We start from the raw sequence: 15,452 nt of genomic DNA, 5'->3' as shown, positions 1-15,452 counted from the left end.
GTTAGAGTAAGGAATTTCCTTACCGCGGGCAAGCTGTCCGGGGCTCAGGGCCGGGTCTGGCCTTTGCCGCGCACCACGTACTTGTAGGTGGTCAGCTGTTCCGCACCGACCGGGCCGCGGGCGTGCAGGCGGGCGGTGGAGATGCCGATCTCGCCGCCGAAGCCGAACTCGCCGCCGTCGGCGAACTGGGTCGAGGCGTTGATCAGGACGATGGCGCTGTCGACCCGCGCCGCGAACCGTTCGGCGGCCTGGGCGTCCGTCGTGATGATCGCCTCAGTGTGGCCCGAGCCGTAGCGGGCGATGTGGGCGGTCGCGCCGTCCAGATCATCGACGATCCGCACCGCCAAGATGGGCGCCAGATATTCGGTCACCCAGTCGGTCTCGTCGGCGGGCTTCATCTGCGGGACCAGGCCTCGCGCCTCGGCGTCGCCGCGCAGTTCGCAGCCGGCGGCGATCAGGTCGGCGGCGACGGCGGGCAGCAGGCGTTCGGCCGCCGCCCGATCGACCAGCAGGGTCTCGGTCGCGCCGCAGACGGAGACGCGCCGCATCTTGGCGTTCAGCACCACGGCGCGGGCGACCTCCAGATCGGCCCCCGCATGCAGATAGGTGTGGTTCAACCCTTCCAGGTGGCTGAGCACCGCCGTCTTCGCCTCGGCCTGGACACGGGCGACTAGGCTCTTGCCGCCGCGCGGGATGATGACGTCGATGGCGCCGTCCAGGCCGGACAGCATCAGGCCCACGGCGGCCCGGTCGGGCGTATCGACCAACTGCACCGCGTCGGCCGGCAGGCCGGCCTCCTCCAGCGCCTCGGCGATCAGGCCGGCGATGGCCAGGGACGACTGCAGACAGTCCGAACCGCAGCGCAGGATCGCCGCATTGCCGGATCGGATGCACAGGGCGGCGGCGTCGGCGGTGACGTTTGGCCGGCTCTCGTAGATCACGCCCAAGACCCCGATGGGGGTGCGGACGCGGGCGATGTCCAGGCCGTTGGCGGGGGTCCAGCGCTCGGTCTCGACGCCCAGGGGGTCGGCCACGGCGGCGATGGTGGCCACGGCGTCCGCCATGCCGGCGACGCGGGCGGGCGTCAGCGACAGCCGGTCGATCAGGGCCTCGGTCATGCCGTTGGCGCGGGCGGCCGCCACGTCGCGGGCGTTGGCGGCCAGTATGGCGGGTTCTGCGGCGGTCAGTTTTTTGGACAGGATTTCCAGCGCGCGGGTGCGGGCGGCGGCCGGGGCGTCGCGCAGATCGGCGGCGGCGGTGCGGGCGCGGCGGCCTCGTTCCAGCATCTGGGTGTCGAGCATTCGGGTCTCAAGATCGGTCATCGGTCGTCCAGAACCATGTCGTCGCGGTGGATCAGGACCGAGGCGCCGCGATAGCCCAGCAGGGCCTCGATCTCGTCGCTGCGGCGGCCCCGGATACGGGCGGCCTCGTCGGCGGCGTAGGCGGCCAGGCCTACCCCGACCGAAGCGCCGTCCGGATCGGTCAGGCGCACGCAGTCGCCCTTTTCGAAGTCGCCGGATACGGCGGTCACCCCGGCCGGCAGCAGCGACTTGCCGGCCTTCAGCGCCGTCACCGCCCCGGCGTCCAGCCGCAGTTCCCCGGCCGGCGACAGACTGCCGGCGATCCATTGCTTGTAGGCGGCCATCGGCCCGTCGGGGGCGGTGATCAGGGTGGCGCGGGCGCCGGCGCGGACGGCCGCCAGCGGCGACAGGGTCTGGCCCGAGGCGATCAGGGTGGCGCATCCGGCCGAACGGGCGATCTGGGCCGCCGCCAGCTTGGTCGCCATCCCGCCCGTGCCGACCCCGGCCTGGGCGTTGGCGCCGCCCCCCATGGCCAGGATGTCCGGCGTCAGGCTCTCGATCAGCGGCAGGTGGGCGGCGGTCGGATCGCGGCGCGGATCGGCGGTGTAGAGGCCGTCCACGTCGGACAGCAGGACCAGCAGATCGGCCCGCGCCAGTTGGGCCGTGCGCGCCGCCAGCCGGTCGTTGTCGCCATAGCGGATCTCTTCGGTCGCGACCGTGTCGTTCTCGTTGACCACCGGAATGACGCCGTGCGCCAGCAGGGCCTCGACCGTGGCGCGGCCGTTCAGCCAGCGTCGGCGCCTTTCGGTGTCGTCGCGGGTCAGCAGCACCTGGCCCACGACCAGGTCGTGCGGCGCCAGGGCGGCGGACCAGGCGGCCATCAGCAGCGACTGGCCCACCGATGCGGCCGCCTGCTTGTCCTCCAGCCGTGATCCCAGCCCCGGCAGACGGCCCCGCCCCAGGGCGATGGAGCCGGACGAGACGACGATGACCTCTCGCCCCTCGCCGCGCAGGCCGGCCAGGTCTCGCGCCATGGCCGCCAGCCAGTCGCGCGTCGGCTGGCGCGTCGCGGCGTCGATCAGCAGCGACGAGCCGATCTTGACGACGATGCGCCGCGCCGAATCCAGGGCGGAGGCGGCGTCCGGGCGCGGGGGAAGGGCGGCGGCCTGGGACATGAAGGTTTCTCTAACGCGGCTGTTCGGGCTTGTCTCTTGCCGTATGGAGCCTCACAGCAGCGGTATGATGGAATCCCTCTCCCCGATCGCGGCCGGCGCCCTGGGCAGTCTGGCGGCGGGCATGATGACGGCGGTCGGCGCCGTGCCGATGCTGTTCCTGAAGAAGCCGAGCCAAAATACCCAGAGCGTGCTGCTGGGTTTCGCCGCCGGGGTCATGCTGGCGGCCTCCTTCTTCTCCCTGATCATTCCCGGCGTGGACGTGCTTCAGGCCGGCGGATCGTCCCAGGCCGGGGCGGCGGGGACCATGGCGGCGGCGGTGCTGATCGGGGCCACGGTGATCGGCCTGCTGAACCGGTTCGCACCCGTCGACATGCTGGCCATAGGCCCGGCCCAGTCGAAACATCTGGCCCGGCGCATCTGGCTGTTCATCATCGCCATCACCCTGCACAACTTCCCCGAGGGCGCGGCCGTCGGCGTCAGTTTCGGCGGCGGCGACATGAATCAGGGGCTGGCGACGGCCTTGGGCATCGGCATCCAGAACATGCCCGAGGGTCTGGCGGTCTCGGCCGCCATGGCGTCGCTGGGCTATGGGCGGGGCGCAGCCTTCCTGGGGGCCCTGGCCTCGGGCCTGGTCGAGCCGGTCGGAGGGCTGATCGGCGCCAGCGTCGTGGGCCTGCTGCCCGGCGCCCTGCCGTGGGGCCTGGGTCTGGCGGCCGGAGCCATGATCTATGTCGTCACCGCTGAGATCATCCCCGAGACCCGCGAACAATCCAAGGGCGACAGTTCGATGATCGGGCTGATGATCGGCCTGGTCGGCATGATGTTCCTGGACATCGCCCTGGGCTGACGCCGATGATCGCGCTGGGTTGAGGCGCATTTACATCATTTACATCCGGCGCGGGTCTGGACGGCGCCCGCCGCCAGAGGTTAGGCCACGATCCTCGCAGACCGGTCCTTGCCGCCTGATCTTCCCCGAAGGAGCGCCCCATTAAGACGCGACCTATAAAGCCTTCGGCTTCCCGTCGAAACTTCTTGTCTGGCCTGGGGCTTCTGGCCCTGATGGGCGCCGGAGTCTTCCCCATGCCTGCTTCCGCCGAAATCTCCCGCACCGTGCAACGCCACCGCCAGCGGATCGAGGATCTGATCGCGGCGATGACGATCGAGGAGAAGGCGGGGCAGTTGAACCTGCTGGCCGATCCGTTCCGCTGGATGCCGACGGCGGTCAATCCGCTGGACGGCACCGGGGATCCCGCGCGCGTCACCGCCATGATCCGCGACGGCAAGGTCGGCTCCCTGTTCAACGGCATCGGCGCCGAGACCGGCCGCCGCATCCAGCAGGTGGCGATGGAGGAGAGCCGGCTGAAGATCCCGCTGCTGTTCGCGGCGGACGTGATCCACGGCCTGTCGACCATCTTCCCCGTGCCCCTGGCCGAGGCCGCGGCCTTCGACACCGAACTGGCGCGCCGCACCGCCCGCGCCGCCGCGATCGAGACGGCCGCCTCGGCCGTGCACCAGACCTACGCCCCCATGGTGGACGTGGCGCGGGATCAGCGCTGGGGCCGCAATGTCGAGGGCGCCGGCGAGGATGTGCTGCTGAACAATCTGCTGGCCGCCGCGCGGGTGCGTGGCTTCCAGGGCGACAAGGGACTGGACGACCGCGACGCCGTCCTGGCCACCGCCAAACACATGGCCGGCTATTCCGCCGCCATCGGCGGGGTCGAATACAACACCACCGACATGAGCGAACAGACGCTGCGCGGCGTCTTCCTGCCGCCGTTCAAGTCCGCGGTGGACGCCGGCGCCCTGTCGATCATGAGCGCCTTCAATGACGTCAACGGCGTGCCCGCCTCGGGCAGCCGCAAGCTGCTGACCGACATCCTGCGCGGCGAATGGGGCTTCGAGGGCTTCGTGGTCTCCGACTACACCTCCGAACAGGAACTGGTCGCCCACGGCTTTGCCGAGGACGGCCGCGACGCCGCCCGCCTGGCCTTCAACGCCGGGGTGGACGTGTCGATGGTGTCGGGCCTCTATCTTGATCACCTGCCGGACTTGGTGCGCAGCGGCGAGGTGTCGATGGCGCGGCTGGACGAGGCCGTGCGCCGCCTGCTGCACACCAAGGCGGCCCTGGGTCTGTTCGACGATCCCTATCGCGGCACGGACGTCGCGCGTGAAAAGGCCGTGGTCGGGTCGCGCGAACATATCGAACTGTCGCGTGAGGCGGGCCGCAGGTCGGTGGTCCTGCTGAAGAACGACAACAACCTTCTGCCGCTGAACAAGGGCCAGAAGATCGCCTTGATCGGCCCGTTCGCCGACGACGTCGAGAACGTCTGGGGGCCCTGGACCATCTGGGGCGCGCCGGAACGCCGGGTCTCGCTGGAGGCCGGCTTCCGCGCCGCCATGACCGATCCGCAACGGCTGACCGTCGCGCGCGGTTCGGGCGTCGAGACGCCGCTGAACGGCGGCATAGCCGAGGCGATCCGCACGGCCCAGGCCGCCGACGTGATCGTGCTGGCCATCGGCGAGAGCCAGAAGATGTCCGGCGAGGCCCAGTCGCGCACCGAGATCGTGGTGCCGGCGCCGCAGATGGCTCTGGTCGACGCCATGGCCGCGCTGAACAAGCCGATGGTCATCCTGCTGCGCAACGGCCGGGCCCTGGCGCTGGAAGGCAATGTGAAGAACGCCCAGGCTATCGTCGTCACCTGGTTCCTGGGCGAGCAGATGGGCAATGCCGTCGCCGACGTGATCTTCGGCGACCACGGCCCCTCGGGCCGTCTGCCGGTCAGCTTCCCGCACAAGTCGGGCCAGCAGCCCTATTCCTATGACCGCAAGACCACCGGCCGTCCGGCGACCCCCGGCCTGGACACCGAGGAATACAAGTCCCGCTATCGCGAGACGACCAATACGGCCCTCTATCCGTTCGGCCATGGTCTGACCTATGGGGCGATCACCTATGGACCAATCCAGATGGAGAGCGATCAACTCCAGTGGACCGGAAGTCTCGACGTCGCCGTGACCGTCAAGAACGACGGGGCGCACGCCGCCGAGGAACTGGTGCAGCTCTATATCCACGACCGGGTCGCCAGCCTGACCCAGCCGGGACGGTTGCTGAAGGACTTCAAGCGGGTCAGCCTGCGTCCGGGCCAGAGCGAGGTCGTGCGTTTCACCCTGACGGCGCGCCAGTTGGGCTTCATCGGCGCCGACGAGACCTATCGGATCGAGCCGGGCCTGTTCGACATCTGGCTGGCGCCCCACGCCCAGGGCGGCGTGACCGCCACCTTCCAGCTGATCGGACCCGCGTCCGTGTCCGACGGGCGCTGACGGGCGCTGACGGGCGCCCAGTCGGCGGCAAGTTGACGGGACAGGCGGCAGGGCTTAACGACCCCGCCGTTTGTTCAGTCTTGCGGTCTCGGGGCCTCGGTTTGGGCAGGATTCGCGTGTAGGAGAGCGCCCATGACGACGAAGATTCTTCCGGGCGCCACTGGCGTCCTCGCGCTCGCCGACGGCACGGTCCTGCAGGGGATCGGCGTCGGCGCTGTTGGTTCGGCCCTGGGCGAGGTGGTCTTCAACACCGCCATGACCGGCTATCAGGAAATCCTGACCGACCCGTCCTACATGAGCCAGATCCTGGCCTTCACCTTCCCGCATGTCGGCAACACCGGCACGAACGTCGAAGACATCGAACAGATCGGCGGCGGTTCGGACACCTCGGCGCGCGGCGCCATCTTCCGCGACGTCCCGACCGATCCGGCCAACTGGCGGTCGGACGCGAGCTTCGACGAATGGATGAAGCGGCGCGGCGTGGTCGGTCTGGCGGGGGTGGACACCCGCGCCCTGACCAAAATCATCCGCGACAAGGGCGCCCCCCACGCGGTCATCGCCCATGATCCCGATGGCAATTTCGACCTCGACGCCCTGGTCGCCCAGGCGCGTGCCTGGACAGGTCTGGTCGGCCTGGACCTGGCCAAGCCCGCCTCGACGCTTCAGGCGTTCGAATGGGATGAGGGCCTGTGGGAATGGCCGGAAGGTCATCCGAAGACTGAAGGCCGCAAGGACGTGGTCGTCATCGACTATGGGGTGAAGCGCAACATCCTGCGGGCCCTGGCCTCGACCGGCGCCAGGATCACCGTGGTCCCGGCGACGACGACGGCGGAAGAGGTTCTGGCCCGCAATCCCGACGGCGTGGTCCTGTCGAACGGTCCGGGCGATCCGGCCGCGACCGGCGAATACGCCGTGCCGGAGATCCAGAAACTGGTCGCCAGCGGCAAGCCGCTGATGGGCATCTGCCTGGGCCACCAGATGCTGGCCCTGGCCCTGGGCGCCAAGACCGTGAAGATGGATCAGGGCCACCACGGCGCCAACCATCCGGTCAAGGACCTGACCACCGGCAAGGTCGAGATCGTGTCGATGAACCACGGCTTCACCGTCGACCGCGACAGCCTGCCGGACGCCGTGACCGAGACCCATGTCAGCCTGTTCGACGGCACCAACTGCGGCATCGCGGTCAAGGACAAGCCGATCTTCAGCGTCCAGCACCACCCGGAGGCCTCGCCCGGCCCGACGGACAGCCTGTATCTGTTCGACCGGTTTGCCGAACTGATGGGCGACCGCTGAGGCCATGAGACAGGGGGCGGTTCGGTCGGACTATCTGGACTGGCTGGCCGAGGCGATCGACGTCCAAAGCCGGATCGAACCGTTGCCCGACGGCGACGCGGTGGTCGGCTATGCCACCGGCTATGACGCCGCCGACATCGCCCCTTTCGTCCTGTCGTTGCGGGCGGTGTTCGACGGGCCGGTCGCCCTGGTCGTCGATGCGGACCCGGACCTGCGCGCCTTCCTGGTCCGGCACGACGTGGCCGCCGTCGACGCTCCGGTCTGGCGCGGCTGGGCGCCCCATCCGGTGATGCAGAGGTTCGTGGCCTTCGCCGGCCTGCTGGGCGAGCGCCCCGGCGCGGCCCTGGCCTGCGACGTGCGCGACATCATCTTCCAGGCCGACCCGTTCTCGCCGGCGCCCGATCGTCTGGAAGCCTTCATCGAGGCCGAGGCGCCGCTGGGCGATCACGCCTTCAACATGAAATATCTGCGCGCCCTATTCGGCGACGGGATCGCGGCGTCTCTGGCCGATCGGGCCTGTCTGTGCGTGGGCACGATCATGGGGCCGCGCGCCGAGGCGACGCGGCTGTCGCGGCTGATCCTGTCGCTGGCGGCGACGCCCCGGTCCGAGATCGGCGGGGCCTTCGGCGCCGACCAGGCGGCCTTCAATCTGGCGATCCATCAGGGGCTGATCGCCGCGCGGATTCAGCCCAACTACGGCCGGGTGGCGACCCTGGGTCTGACGCCGGGCCAGACCCTGGCCTTCGACGACGGCAAGGTGATCAATCCTGACGGCGGCTTCAGCCCCATCGTTCACCAGCACGACCGCCATCCGCATCTCGACACGCCGGTCCACGCCCTGTGGGGCGGGGGGCTGGAGCACCGCAAGCGGGTGCGGCCCAAGTCGACGGCCCAGAGGCTGGACAAGCTGAAGGCGTCGCTGCGGCGCCGGACGCCCGAGCTGCGTTAGGGCAGGCTGAGGAAACTCTTGTCCTCGCGCAGGGCGCTGGCCTTGCGAACGGCGATGGGGGCGGCGTGCAGCCAGTAGTCGGCGTCGTCGGGCCGGTCGGCGCGCCGCCGTTCCAGCCCGCGCAATCGTCTGAGCGCGGCGTTTTCAAGAAGGCGCGCATGAAGCGCGCGGGGCGACAGTTCGGTGATGGCGGGAGAGCCGGGGACGGCGACGGCGTCGGGGCCTTGGGGCTCCACCGCCGGACGGGCGATGGCGATGAACATGAACCACTCGAGAGCAGGAAAGGGAGGGCGCTTCTGCACCGGAGTAACAGTGGGTTAACCACAACCGCTGTGGATAGTTCCTGTATGCGTCCGAAAAAAGTCCGTGAATCGAATGGCTTATCTGCCCCGATCTGGTCCAAATAGTTAGGATTTGGTTAATCCGGGATCGGAGCGATTGCTCGACGATCCGCCGGTGGCAGTCCCTAGGGGAGTCGAACCCCTCTTTTCAGGTTGAAAACCTGACGTCCTAACCGATAGACGAAGGGACCGCGGCCGGGGCGGCGCATTTGCCCCGGATCGGTCCCTCCTGCAAGCGAAAAATCGCGTGGTCGGTCAGGCGGCCACGGCCGTCGCCGGGGCCACGGCGTCCAGCGCCGGGAACAGGTCGGCGATCAGATCCTCGACATGTTCCAGCCCCACCGACAGCCGGACAAGGCCGTCGCCGATGCCGGCGGTGGCGCGCTGTTCTGGCGTCATGGCGGCGTGGGTCATGGTGGCGGGATGGGCGATCAGGCTTTCGACCCCGCCCAGGGATTCCGCCAGGGTGAAGATCTCCAGCGTCTCGACCAGGTCGCGCACGGCGTCTGTGCCGCCTTCCAGTTCGAAGCTCAGCATGGCGCCGGGGCCGGCCTGCTGGCGCTCGACCAGGTCGTGGTTGGGGTGGGACTTCAGGCCCGGATAATGGACGACCTTGACCGCCGGGTGGGCGTTCAGCAGTTCGGCGATCCGGCCGGCCGTGGCCTGCTGGCGCTCGATCCGCGCGAACAGGGTGCGCACGCCGCGCAGGGTCAGATAGGCGTCGAACGGCGAGCCGGTCACGCCGGTGCAGTTGGCCCACCAGGCGAGGGTCTGATGATCCTCCGCGTCGGCCGAGACCACGGCGCCGCCGACCACGTCGGAATGGCCGTTGATGAACTTGGTCGTCGAATGGACCACGAAGTCGGCGCCCAGCTTGATCGGGTTCTGCAGGGCCGGCGACAGGAAGGTGTTGTCGCACACCACCTTGGCCCCGGCCGCATGGGCGCGGGTGCAGATGTCGGCGACGTCGACCAGGCGCAGCAGCGGATTGGACGGGGTCTCGACCAGGACCAGTTTGGGCTTGAGGGCCAGGGCCTGCTCCAGCGCGACGGGATCGCCCTGATCGACCAGCAGCAGCTCGAAATGACCCTTCTTCGCGCGGGCGTTCAGCAGGCGGCAGGTGCCGCCGTAACAGTCGTGCGGGGCGATCAGCAGGTCGCCGGGCTCCAGCAGGGCCAGGGGCAGGTCGACCGCGGCCATGCCGGTGGCGGTGATTACGCAGCCGGCGCCGCCCTCCAGTTCCGCCAGGGTCTCGGCCAGGACGTCGCGGGTCGGATTGCCCGAGCGGCTGTAATCGTATTTCCGCTTCTGCTCGAAACCGGCGAACGAATAGTTCGACGACAGATACAGGGGCGGCATGACTGCGCCGTGGGCCGTGTCCGTGTCCACGCCCGTGCGGGCGGCGATGGTGTGCGGGTCAGCCTGACGCAAAGAGGGGGGGCGGCGGGTCATGGTTTGATGTCCTTGAAAGCGGAGCGGAGGATGTCGCCGACGAAGGCGTCCTCCTTCAGAAAGGCGTCGTGGCCATACAGGGAGGGGGCTTCGACGAAGCGCCACAGGGTCGGCAGGCGCGCGGCCAGTTCGCGCATGTCGTCGATCGGCACCAGCCGGTCCGAGGTGAAACCGATCAGGCTGACCGGCGTGGAGATCGCCTCGGGCGTCACGCTGTGGCGGTCCAGCGAGTCGGACATCGACAGCCAGCGGGCCGGGGTGGTGTGGGTCCGGTAGGCCTGGCCCCGCGCCGTCAGATAGTCGCACACCGGATAGGCGCCGCCGACCGACCGGGGGGCGGTCGTCTCGAAGCGGTCGTTGAATTCCTCGGCCGTGCGATAGGTGGTCATGGCCAGTTCGCGGGCCAGGGCGACGCCTTCTTCCGGGCGGCCGGCGGCGACGGCGAACTGCAGGATGCGGCGCTGGATGCCGCGCCAGGCGGTGGCCTGGGGATGGGCGCGGTGGGCGGCCGAGACCACGATCAGTTGCTCGGCCCAGTCGGGATAGAGCTCGCCGAAGGCCAGGGCGATCATGCCGCCGTAGGAACAGCCGACGAAAGCGGCGACCCGCTCGATCTTCAGATGGTTCAGCACCAGGGCCAGCAGACGGGCCTGGTCGTGGGTGGTGATGGTGACGGGGGCGTCGGAGAAGGCGGCGGCCGCTTCGGCGTTGGGCGCGAAGTCGACGGCCAGGACCTGGAGGCGCGACAGGTCGATCGGGCCGCGCACGGAGACGGCGCCTGACCACCAGCCCAGGCCGTTGGTTTCGGTGCGGTGGACGAAACGGCCGGCCGAGATGCCGCCGGCGACCACGACCACGGGGGCGCCGGCCCGGCCGTGGATGCGGCCGACGATGTTGGGCTGGTTCAGCCGCTCGCCCGAGGCCAGGCGGAAGTCGGCGGGCAGGGGGACGACCACGTCGCGGGCGCCGCCGCGTTCGCGGGTCGGCTCACGCACGATTGGCGCATCGGTCGGCGCGGGCCGACAGAAGGGCTCTTCAAGCAGGGATGTTTCAGCCAGGGTCATCAATCGTCTTCCGCATCGTCTCGCCCTCAACAAGGCTCGATGCGGTGACAGAGTCGTGGAGCGTCGCCTCGTCGATGCTCCACTCATCTCTCGCGACCCCGAAGGACCCCGCAGGAGTTGGCACCGTTTCGGGCGGTAAGACCCGATGGTTGCCCCAGCGTCAAAGGGCCTAATCCCTCGGCTGGTCTTGATGAGTGACTTTACGTTGATCAAACCCACGGCGCCGGTCAAGCGAAAAATTCGACCCTTATGGCGCTGACCCCTGTAAACGCCGGGCGTGAATCGACCTTAAAAGCGACTGTCGTGAAAAAATCATCCAATGCGACTTGACAGTCCGGGGGCGGTCCGATCACCCTAGGCTCAGATTTCAGCCGGACCCGCCCTGTGCAACAGCGCTCGCTCATCGCCGAACTTTCGACCGTCGCAGGCCTCGCCGCGACGGGCTTCGGCATGATTACCACCGGCGGAACCACCACCACCACCATGCCCTCACGGGCGGGACGAGTTTAGCGCGCCGAACCCCGGCAACCGCAGAACCCGAACCCCGCCCGGTCCGCCTGGCGGGGTTTTTCTTTTTCACCCCACGCTCCAATCCACCAGATCCCGAGAAACCCCGATGTCCGCCTCCCTCGCCGTCGTAGAAAAATCCGAGAACCCCGACCCCAGCAGTCGGCCCGCCGCCGCACAGGCCGCCGCCGAGGTGGTGGTGCTGAAGTTCGGCTCGTCCATCCTGCGCAGCCCGGCCGAGGCGCCCCTGGTGGCCTCGGCCGTCTATGGCCATGTGCGGGCGGGGCGAAAGGTGGTGGCGGTGGTCTCGGCCTTCGGCGGGGCGACCGACCGGCTGCTGGGCGAGGCGCGGGGCCTGGGCCTGGCCCATTCCAACGATCTGCTGCCCGGCTATGTGGCCCTGGGCGAGGAGAAGTCGGCGGCCCTGGTGGCCATCGCCTGCGACCGGATCGGCCTGGACGCCTGCGCCCTGTCGGTGCGCGAACTGGGCATCGTCGCCGAGGGCGAGCCCGAGCATTCGCGGCCCTGCGGCCTGCGCCCCGACCACCTGAAGCAGGCGCTGGACCGGCACGAGGTGGTGGTGGTTCCGGGCTTCGGCGCCGTGCGGCCCGACGGCCGGGTGGCCCTGCTGGGCCGGGGCGGATCGGACCTGACGGCGGTCTTCCTGGCGGCCGAACTGGGGCTGAGCCGGGTGCGGCTGGTGAAGGATGTCGACGGCCTGTACGACCATGATCCGAACGACAAGACGGCGCCGGCCCTGCGCTATCGCCGGGCGTCCTGGGACGTGGCGCGCAAGCTGGGCGGAGCCCTGGTCCAGCACGACGCCATCGACCTGGGCGAGAGCCGGGGCGTGGAGATCGAGGTCGCGGCGCTGGACCGGGCCGACGGCACGGTCATCGGCGACAAATCGGCCCCGCCGGGACCGGCGCCCGCCCTGCCGCCGCTGAAGGTGGCGGTCGCCGGCTGCGGCGTCGTCGGCGGCGGGGTGCTTGGCCGGCTGCTCAGCGACCCGCGCTATGACGTCGTCGGGGTGCTGGTGCGCGATCCGAAGAAGGCGCGGGACGTGGCCTGTCCGCGCGAACTGTTCACCGCCGACGCCGCCGACCTCTGGGCCAGGAAGCCCGATATCGTGCTGGAGGCGCTGTCGGAGGGCGAGGCGGGCCATGCGGTGATCCGCGCCGCCCTTGAGGCCGGCTGCGACGTGGCCAGCGCCAACAAACAGGCGGTCAGCCGCGATCCCGGCGGGCTACAGGACCTGGCGAAAGCCAAGGGCCGCCGCCTCTTCTGGTCGGCCTCGGTCGGCGGCGGGGCGCCCATGGTCGAGACGGTGCGCGCGGCCCGCGCCGCCGGCGAGGTGGTCGGGTTCGAGGCGGTTCTGAACGGCACGGTCAACTTCATGCTGGAACGGCTGGGCGACGGCGCGGCCTTCGCCGAGGCCCTGGCCGACGCCCGCGCCGCGGGCTTCGCCGAAGAGGATCCGTCGGCCGACCTGGAGGGGCTGGACGCCGCCGCCAAGGTGCGGCTGCTGTGTCACGAGGCCTTCGGCCGCTCGCCCGACGGCGAGGCGCCGCGCGATCATCTGACGCCCGCTACCCCCGCCGGAGGCGGGGTGCGCCAGATCGGCGCCGCCCATCTGAAGGACGGGGTGCTGACCCCGTCGGTCAAGTTGACGGCCGACCACGGCGACCCGCTGTTCTCCAGCCTGCGCGGCGAGGGCAACGCCCTGAAGGTCTACGGCGCCGACGGCCGGGTGTGGCGCTGCCGGGGCCGAGGCGCCGGCCGCTGGGCGACGACGGAAAGCATCATGGCCGACCTGGCCGAGATCGTCCGCGCCCGTCGCGCCGACGCCGGGCTCAACTAGGCCATGGCCGTCTTCACTCCCGTTTCCCTGGACGAGGCCAGAGGGTTCCTGGCCGGCTACGACCTGGGCGAGGTGGTCGAGCTGACCGCCATCGCCGAGGGGGTGGAGAACACCAACTATCGGCTGGAGACGCAGGCCGGGGAAATCCGGAAGCGGTTCGTCCTGACCCTGTTCGAGGGCCGGACGGACGAGGCCTCCCTGCCGTTCTGCCTGGGGCTGACGGCCCATCTGGCGGGGCGGGGCTTTCCCTGTCCGACCCCGATCGAGGACCGCTCGGGCGGCTGGCTGGGGCGGTTGAACGGCCGGGCGGCGGCGGTGATCGAATGGAAGACCGGCGCCTGGCTGCGGAGCCCGTCGGAGGCGGATCAGGCGGCGGCGGGGGCCGTGCTGGCGCGGCTGCACCAGACGGCCCAGAGCTTCGGCGGGCGGCGTGAGAACCCGGTCGGGCCGGTCCTGTGGCGGCGGCTGGCCGACCGGTGCGCGGCCGGCGCCTCGGGCGAGGACCGGGTGCTGCTGGACCAGGTCGAGGCGGCTCTGGCGCGGCTAGATGATCCGTTTACGGATGATCTTCCGGCCGGGTCGATCCACGCCGACTATTTCCCAGACAACATCCTGTTCGAAGGGGGCGCGGTCTCGGGGGTGATCGACTTCTATTTCGGCTGCACCGGCGCCTTCGCCTACGACCTGGCCGTCGCCCTGTCGGCCTGGGGCTTCGACGCCGAGGGTCGGCCCATGCCCGAGGCCCTGGCCGCCTTCCAGCGTGGCTACGAAGCGGTGCGGCCGCTGAGCGACGCCGAACGCGCGGCCCTGCCGCGCCTCGGCGAGGCGGCGGCCTTGCGGTTCACGGTGACGCGCCTGCACGACCGGATCTTCCACGACCCGTCCAACCTGGTGACGCCCAAGGATCCGGCCGTCTTCCTGCGTCGGATGGACCACTGGCGAGCGGCGGAGACGGTCTGAAGACCGGCTCGGGAAATTGAACTGCACCGTCGAAAATCGGTGCAATATGCAAAAGAGTGCAATTCGCCGGGGTTCGATTGTCAAAGACCGGACGACAGTGTCGCACGGTTTTGACGGGCGCCGGGTTGGTCGTCTTTTCGCGATATCAGGGCGTTGAAAAGGCGCGGGTTTCGCTTGCGGAATTAGGAGGAGAAACGGCTCGTCTCCTCCCCGTTCGCCGCTTGGCGAATGGGGAGGGGGACCGCGAAGCGGTGGAGGGGTTCTTGAAGCTGGCGCCGCGTCTGGGGCGAAGACCCCCTCCGTCACGACGCCGAAGAGGCGCCGCGCCACCTCCCCATCGCTGCGCGACGGGGAGGAGAGGTTCACGAGTTCGTTTGGGTGGGGACCTTCGGTCGCTTAATGTTGCGTTCCCACGTAAGGAACGACAGCGATGGATTTCACCTACTACGTGGCGTTTGTTCTCTCCGTGGTCGTCGGATTCGTAGCCGCGCTAATTTTCATCGCTTTGAAAGGTCGCTCCTACTGGCGATTGGCCTTGTCTAGCCTCCTTATTGCTGTTCTTGCCGACTTCGCTCTTCTGGTCGATTGGAGGCATACGAATGAAATGACTCTCGCCTTCCTGTTGACGGACGTCGCCATTTTCACGGTCTGTGGCATGGTCGGCTGTTTTATCGGCGCACTACCTATCGTAGCGGCGCGCGAGACTTATCGATCAACCCGAAAACGCCCGAAAAAATGAAAACAGACGTCCGAAACTGGTCGACTGCGATTAGGCCCCAGCCCCAACCCTGACGTCGAACCGCCTGCGCTCCCGTGTCGCTGGAACAGAAGCCGGTTCCGGGGATTTTCCATGTCACGCGGCCGTCACGGCCGCACTCCCCGAGGAAGAGAGATCATGACCGACGAACGGATCGACGCCGCCGGCGCACAGGCGACCGGCAAGACGCAAAAGGGTTTCGGCAAGCTGGTCGGCGACCAGAAGATGCAGGTCGAAGGCGCCTTCAACGACGCCAAGGGGCGGTCGCTGGAGACCTTCGGCAAGGCGATGGATGCCGTCGATCGCATGGTCGAAAAGGCCCCCGCCGACTATCGCGACCGCGCTCGCTCGGTCGCCGGCGAGGCGCGCAAACGCCCGCTGGTCACGACCCTGTCGGTGGCGGGCGTCGGCCTGTTGCTGATGGGCATGCTTACGCGCGGCGGTCGTCGTTAGGTTCGCATACCGGCGGTTTGA

Annotated in this window: 13 protein-coding genes, 1 tRNA gene and 1 riboswitch; of the genes, 8 read left to right on the top strand and 6 right to left on the bottom strand. The window is 69.2% G+C overall.

The genetic code is table 11. From position 1 onward, the window contains the following. Nucleotides 1-44: 44 nt before the first annotated feature. A complete protein-coding gene (locus H2037_RS10165; RefSeq protein WP_292121166.1) occupies nt 45-1,322 on the bottom strand; it encodes a glutamate-5-semialdehyde dehydrogenase in 1,278 nt (425 codons plus the stop codon). Next, the gene (proB, locus tag H2037_RS10160) at nt 1,319-2,476 is read right to left on the bottom strand and encodes a glutamate 5-kinase (protein ID WP_292121163.1); all 1,158 of its coding nucleotides are present in this window, start codon (nt 2,474-2,476) and stop codon (nt 1,319-1,321) included. Before proB ends, H2037_RS10165 begins: the two co-directional genes overlap by 4 nt. A gap of 64 nt (nt 2,477-2,540) precedes the next feature. On the opposite strand from proB, the gene H2037_RS10155 reads away from it, so the two are divergent. The 4 genes from H2037_RS10155 to H2037_RS10140 all read left to right on the top strand — a co-directional run bounded on the left by H2037_RS10155 (nt 2,541) and on the right by H2037_RS10140 (nt 8,036). Continuing rightward, nucleotides 2,541-3,323 carry a ZIP family metal transporter gene (locus H2037_RS10155; RefSeq protein WP_292121161.1) on the top strand — a complete coding sequence of 261 codons (783 nt, stop codon included), beginning with the start codon at nt 2,541-2,543 and terminating at the stop codon, nt 3,321-3,323. A gap of 233 nt (nt 3,324-3,556) precedes the next feature. Further along, complete coding sequence (locus H2037_RS10150; protein ID WP_292121159.1) at nt 3,557-5,794, top strand: glycoside hydrolase family 3 N-terminal domain-containing protein; 2,238 nt, start codon at nt 3,557-3,559, stop codon at nt 5,792-5,794. Nucleotides 5,795-5,926: 132 nt separating this feature from the next. Further along, a complete protein-coding gene (carA, locus tag H2037_RS10145) occupies nt 5,927-7,087 on the top strand; it encodes a glutamine-hydrolyzing carbamoyl-phosphate synthase small subunit (protein WP_292121156.1) in 1,161 nt (386 codons plus the stop codon). 4 nt (nt 7,088-7,091) lie between these two features. After that, complete coding sequence (locus H2037_RS10140) at nt 7,092-8,036, top strand: hypothetical protein (RefSeq protein WP_292121153.1); 945 nt, start codon at nt 7,092-7,094, stop codon at nt 8,034-8,036. On the opposite strand, the gene H2037_RS10135 is transcribed toward H2037_RS10140, so the two are convergent. The 4 genes from H2037_RS10135 to H2037_RS10120 form a co-directional block, all read right to left on the bottom strand. Beyond that, nucleotides 8,033-8,299 (bottom strand): hypothetical protein, encoded by a 267-nt coding sequence (locus H2037_RS10135; RefSeq protein ID WP_292121151.1) that lies wholly within the window; start codon nt 8,297-8,299, stop codon nt 8,033-8,035. The two genes, H2037_RS10140 and H2037_RS10135, sit on opposite strands and share 4 nt — an antisense overlap. Before the next feature lie 194 nt (nt 8,300-8,493). Next, nucleotides 8,494-8,568 (bottom strand) — tRNA-Glu (locus H2037_RS10130). Nucleotides 8,569-8,632: 64 nt separating this feature from the next. After that, the gene (gene metB / locus H2037_RS10125) at nt 8,633-9,829 is read right to left on the bottom strand and encodes a cystathionine gamma-synthase (protein ID WP_292121148.1); all 1,197 of its coding nucleotides are present in this window, start codon (nt 9,827-9,829) and stop codon (nt 8,633-8,635) included. Further along, nucleotides 9,826-10,893: a homoserine O-succinyltransferase gene (locus H2037_RS10120; RefSeq protein WP_292121146.1), complete on the bottom strand. Its 1,068-nt coding sequence runs from the start codon at nt 10,891-10,893 to the stop codon at nt 9,826-9,828. Before H2037_RS10120 ends, metB begins: the two co-directional genes overlap by 4 nt. 80 nt (nt 10,894-10,973) lie before the next feature. Next, nucleotides 10,974-11,090, bottom strand: a riboswitch (SAM riboswitch). A gap of 419 nt (nt 11,091-11,509) precedes the next feature. Here H2037_RS10120 and H2037_RS10115 point away from each other — a divergent pair. From H2037_RS10115 to H2037_RS10100, 4 genes are all read left to right on the top strand, one after another. Next, entirely contained in the window at nt 11,510-13,261 is a 1,752-nt protein-coding gene (locus tag H2037_RS10115; RefSeq protein WP_292121144.1) for a homoserine dehydrogenase, read from the top strand. A 3-nt stretch (nt 13,262-13,264) separates the two neighbouring features. Further along, nucleotides 13,265-14,221 (top strand): homoserine kinase, encoded by a 957-nt coding sequence (gene thrB, locus H2037_RS10110; protein ID WP_292121141.1) that lies wholly within the window; start codon nt 13,265-13,267, stop codon nt 14,219-14,221. Nucleotides 14,222-14,651: 430 nt separating this feature from the next. Next, nucleotides 14,652-14,960 carry a hypothetical protein gene (locus tag H2037_RS10105; protein ID WP_292121137.1) on the top strand — a complete coding sequence of 103 codons (309 nt, stop codon included), beginning with the start codon at nt 14,652-14,654 and terminating at the stop codon, nt 14,958-14,960. A gap of 156 nt (nt 14,961-15,116) precedes the next feature. Next, nucleotides 15,117-15,431, top strand: a complete 315-nt coding sequence (locus H2037_RS10100) for a CsbD family protein (protein WP_292121135.1) — start codon at nt 15,117-15,119, stop codon at nt 15,429-15,431. Nucleotides 15,432-15,452 lie beyond the last annotated feature (21 nt).

The organism is Brevundimonas sp. (assembly GCF_013912065.1).
In the GTDB taxonomy this organism is placed as follows: domain Bacteria; phylum Pseudomonadota; class Alphaproteobacteria; order Caulobacterales; family Caulobacteraceae; genus Brevundimonas.
This window is presented reverse-complemented; position numbering and strand designations above follow the sequence as displayed.

Excerpts from the sequence above, each read along its gene's own strand:
- H2037_RS10120 (WP_292121146.1), bottom strand. The coding sequence starts at position 10,893 with ATGACCCTGGCTGAAACATCCCTGCTTGAAGAGCCCTTCTGTCGGCCC.
- H2037_RS10165 (WP_292121166.1), bottom strand. The coding sequence starts at position 1,322 with ATGACCGATCTTGAGACCCGAATGCTCGACACCCAGATGCTGGAACGA.
- metB (WP_292121148.1), bottom strand. The coding sequence starts at position 9,829 with ATGACCCGCCGCCCCCCCTCTTTGCGTCAGGCTGACCCGCACACCATC.
- H2037_RS10105 (WP_292121137.1), top strand. The coding sequence starts at position 14,652 with ATGGATTTCACCTACTACGTGGCGTTTGTTCTCTCCGTGGTCGTCGGA.
- thrB (WP_292121141.1), top strand. The coding sequence starts at position 13,265 with ATGGCCGTCTTCACTCCCGTTTCCCTGGACGAGGCCAGAGGGTTCCTG.
- H2037_RS10135 (WP_292121151.1), bottom strand. The coding sequence starts at position 8,299 with ATGTTCATCGCCATCGCCCGTCCGGCGGTGGAGCCCCAAGGCCCCGAC.
- H2037_RS10150 (WP_292121159.1), top strand. The coding sequence starts at position 3,557 with ATGCCTGCTTCCGCCGAAATCTCCCGCACCGTGCAACGCCACCGCCAG.
- proB (WP_292121163.1), bottom strand. The coding sequence starts at position 2,476 with ATGTCCCAGGCCGCCGCCCTTCCCCCGCGCCCGGACGCCGCCTCCGCC.
- carA (WP_292121156.1), top strand. The coding sequence starts at position 5,927 with ATGACGACGAAGATTCTTCCGGGCGCCACTGGCGTCCTCGCGCTCGCC.
- H2037_RS10100 (WP_292121135.1), top strand. The coding sequence starts at position 15,117 with ATGACCGACGAACGGATCGACGCCGCCGGCGCACAGGCGACCGGCAAG.
- H2037_RS10155 (WP_292121161.1), top strand. The coding sequence starts at position 2,541 with ATGATGGAATCCCTCTCCCCGATCGCGGCCGGCGCCCTGGGCAGTCTG.
- H2037_RS10115 (WP_292121144.1), top strand. The coding sequence starts at position 11,510 with ATGTCCGCCTCCCTCGCCGTCGTAGAAAAATCCGAGAACCCCGACCCC.
- H2037_RS10140 (WP_292121153.1), top strand. The coding sequence starts at position 7,092 with ATGAGACAGGGGGCGGTTCGGTCGGACTATCTGGACTGGCTGGCCGAG.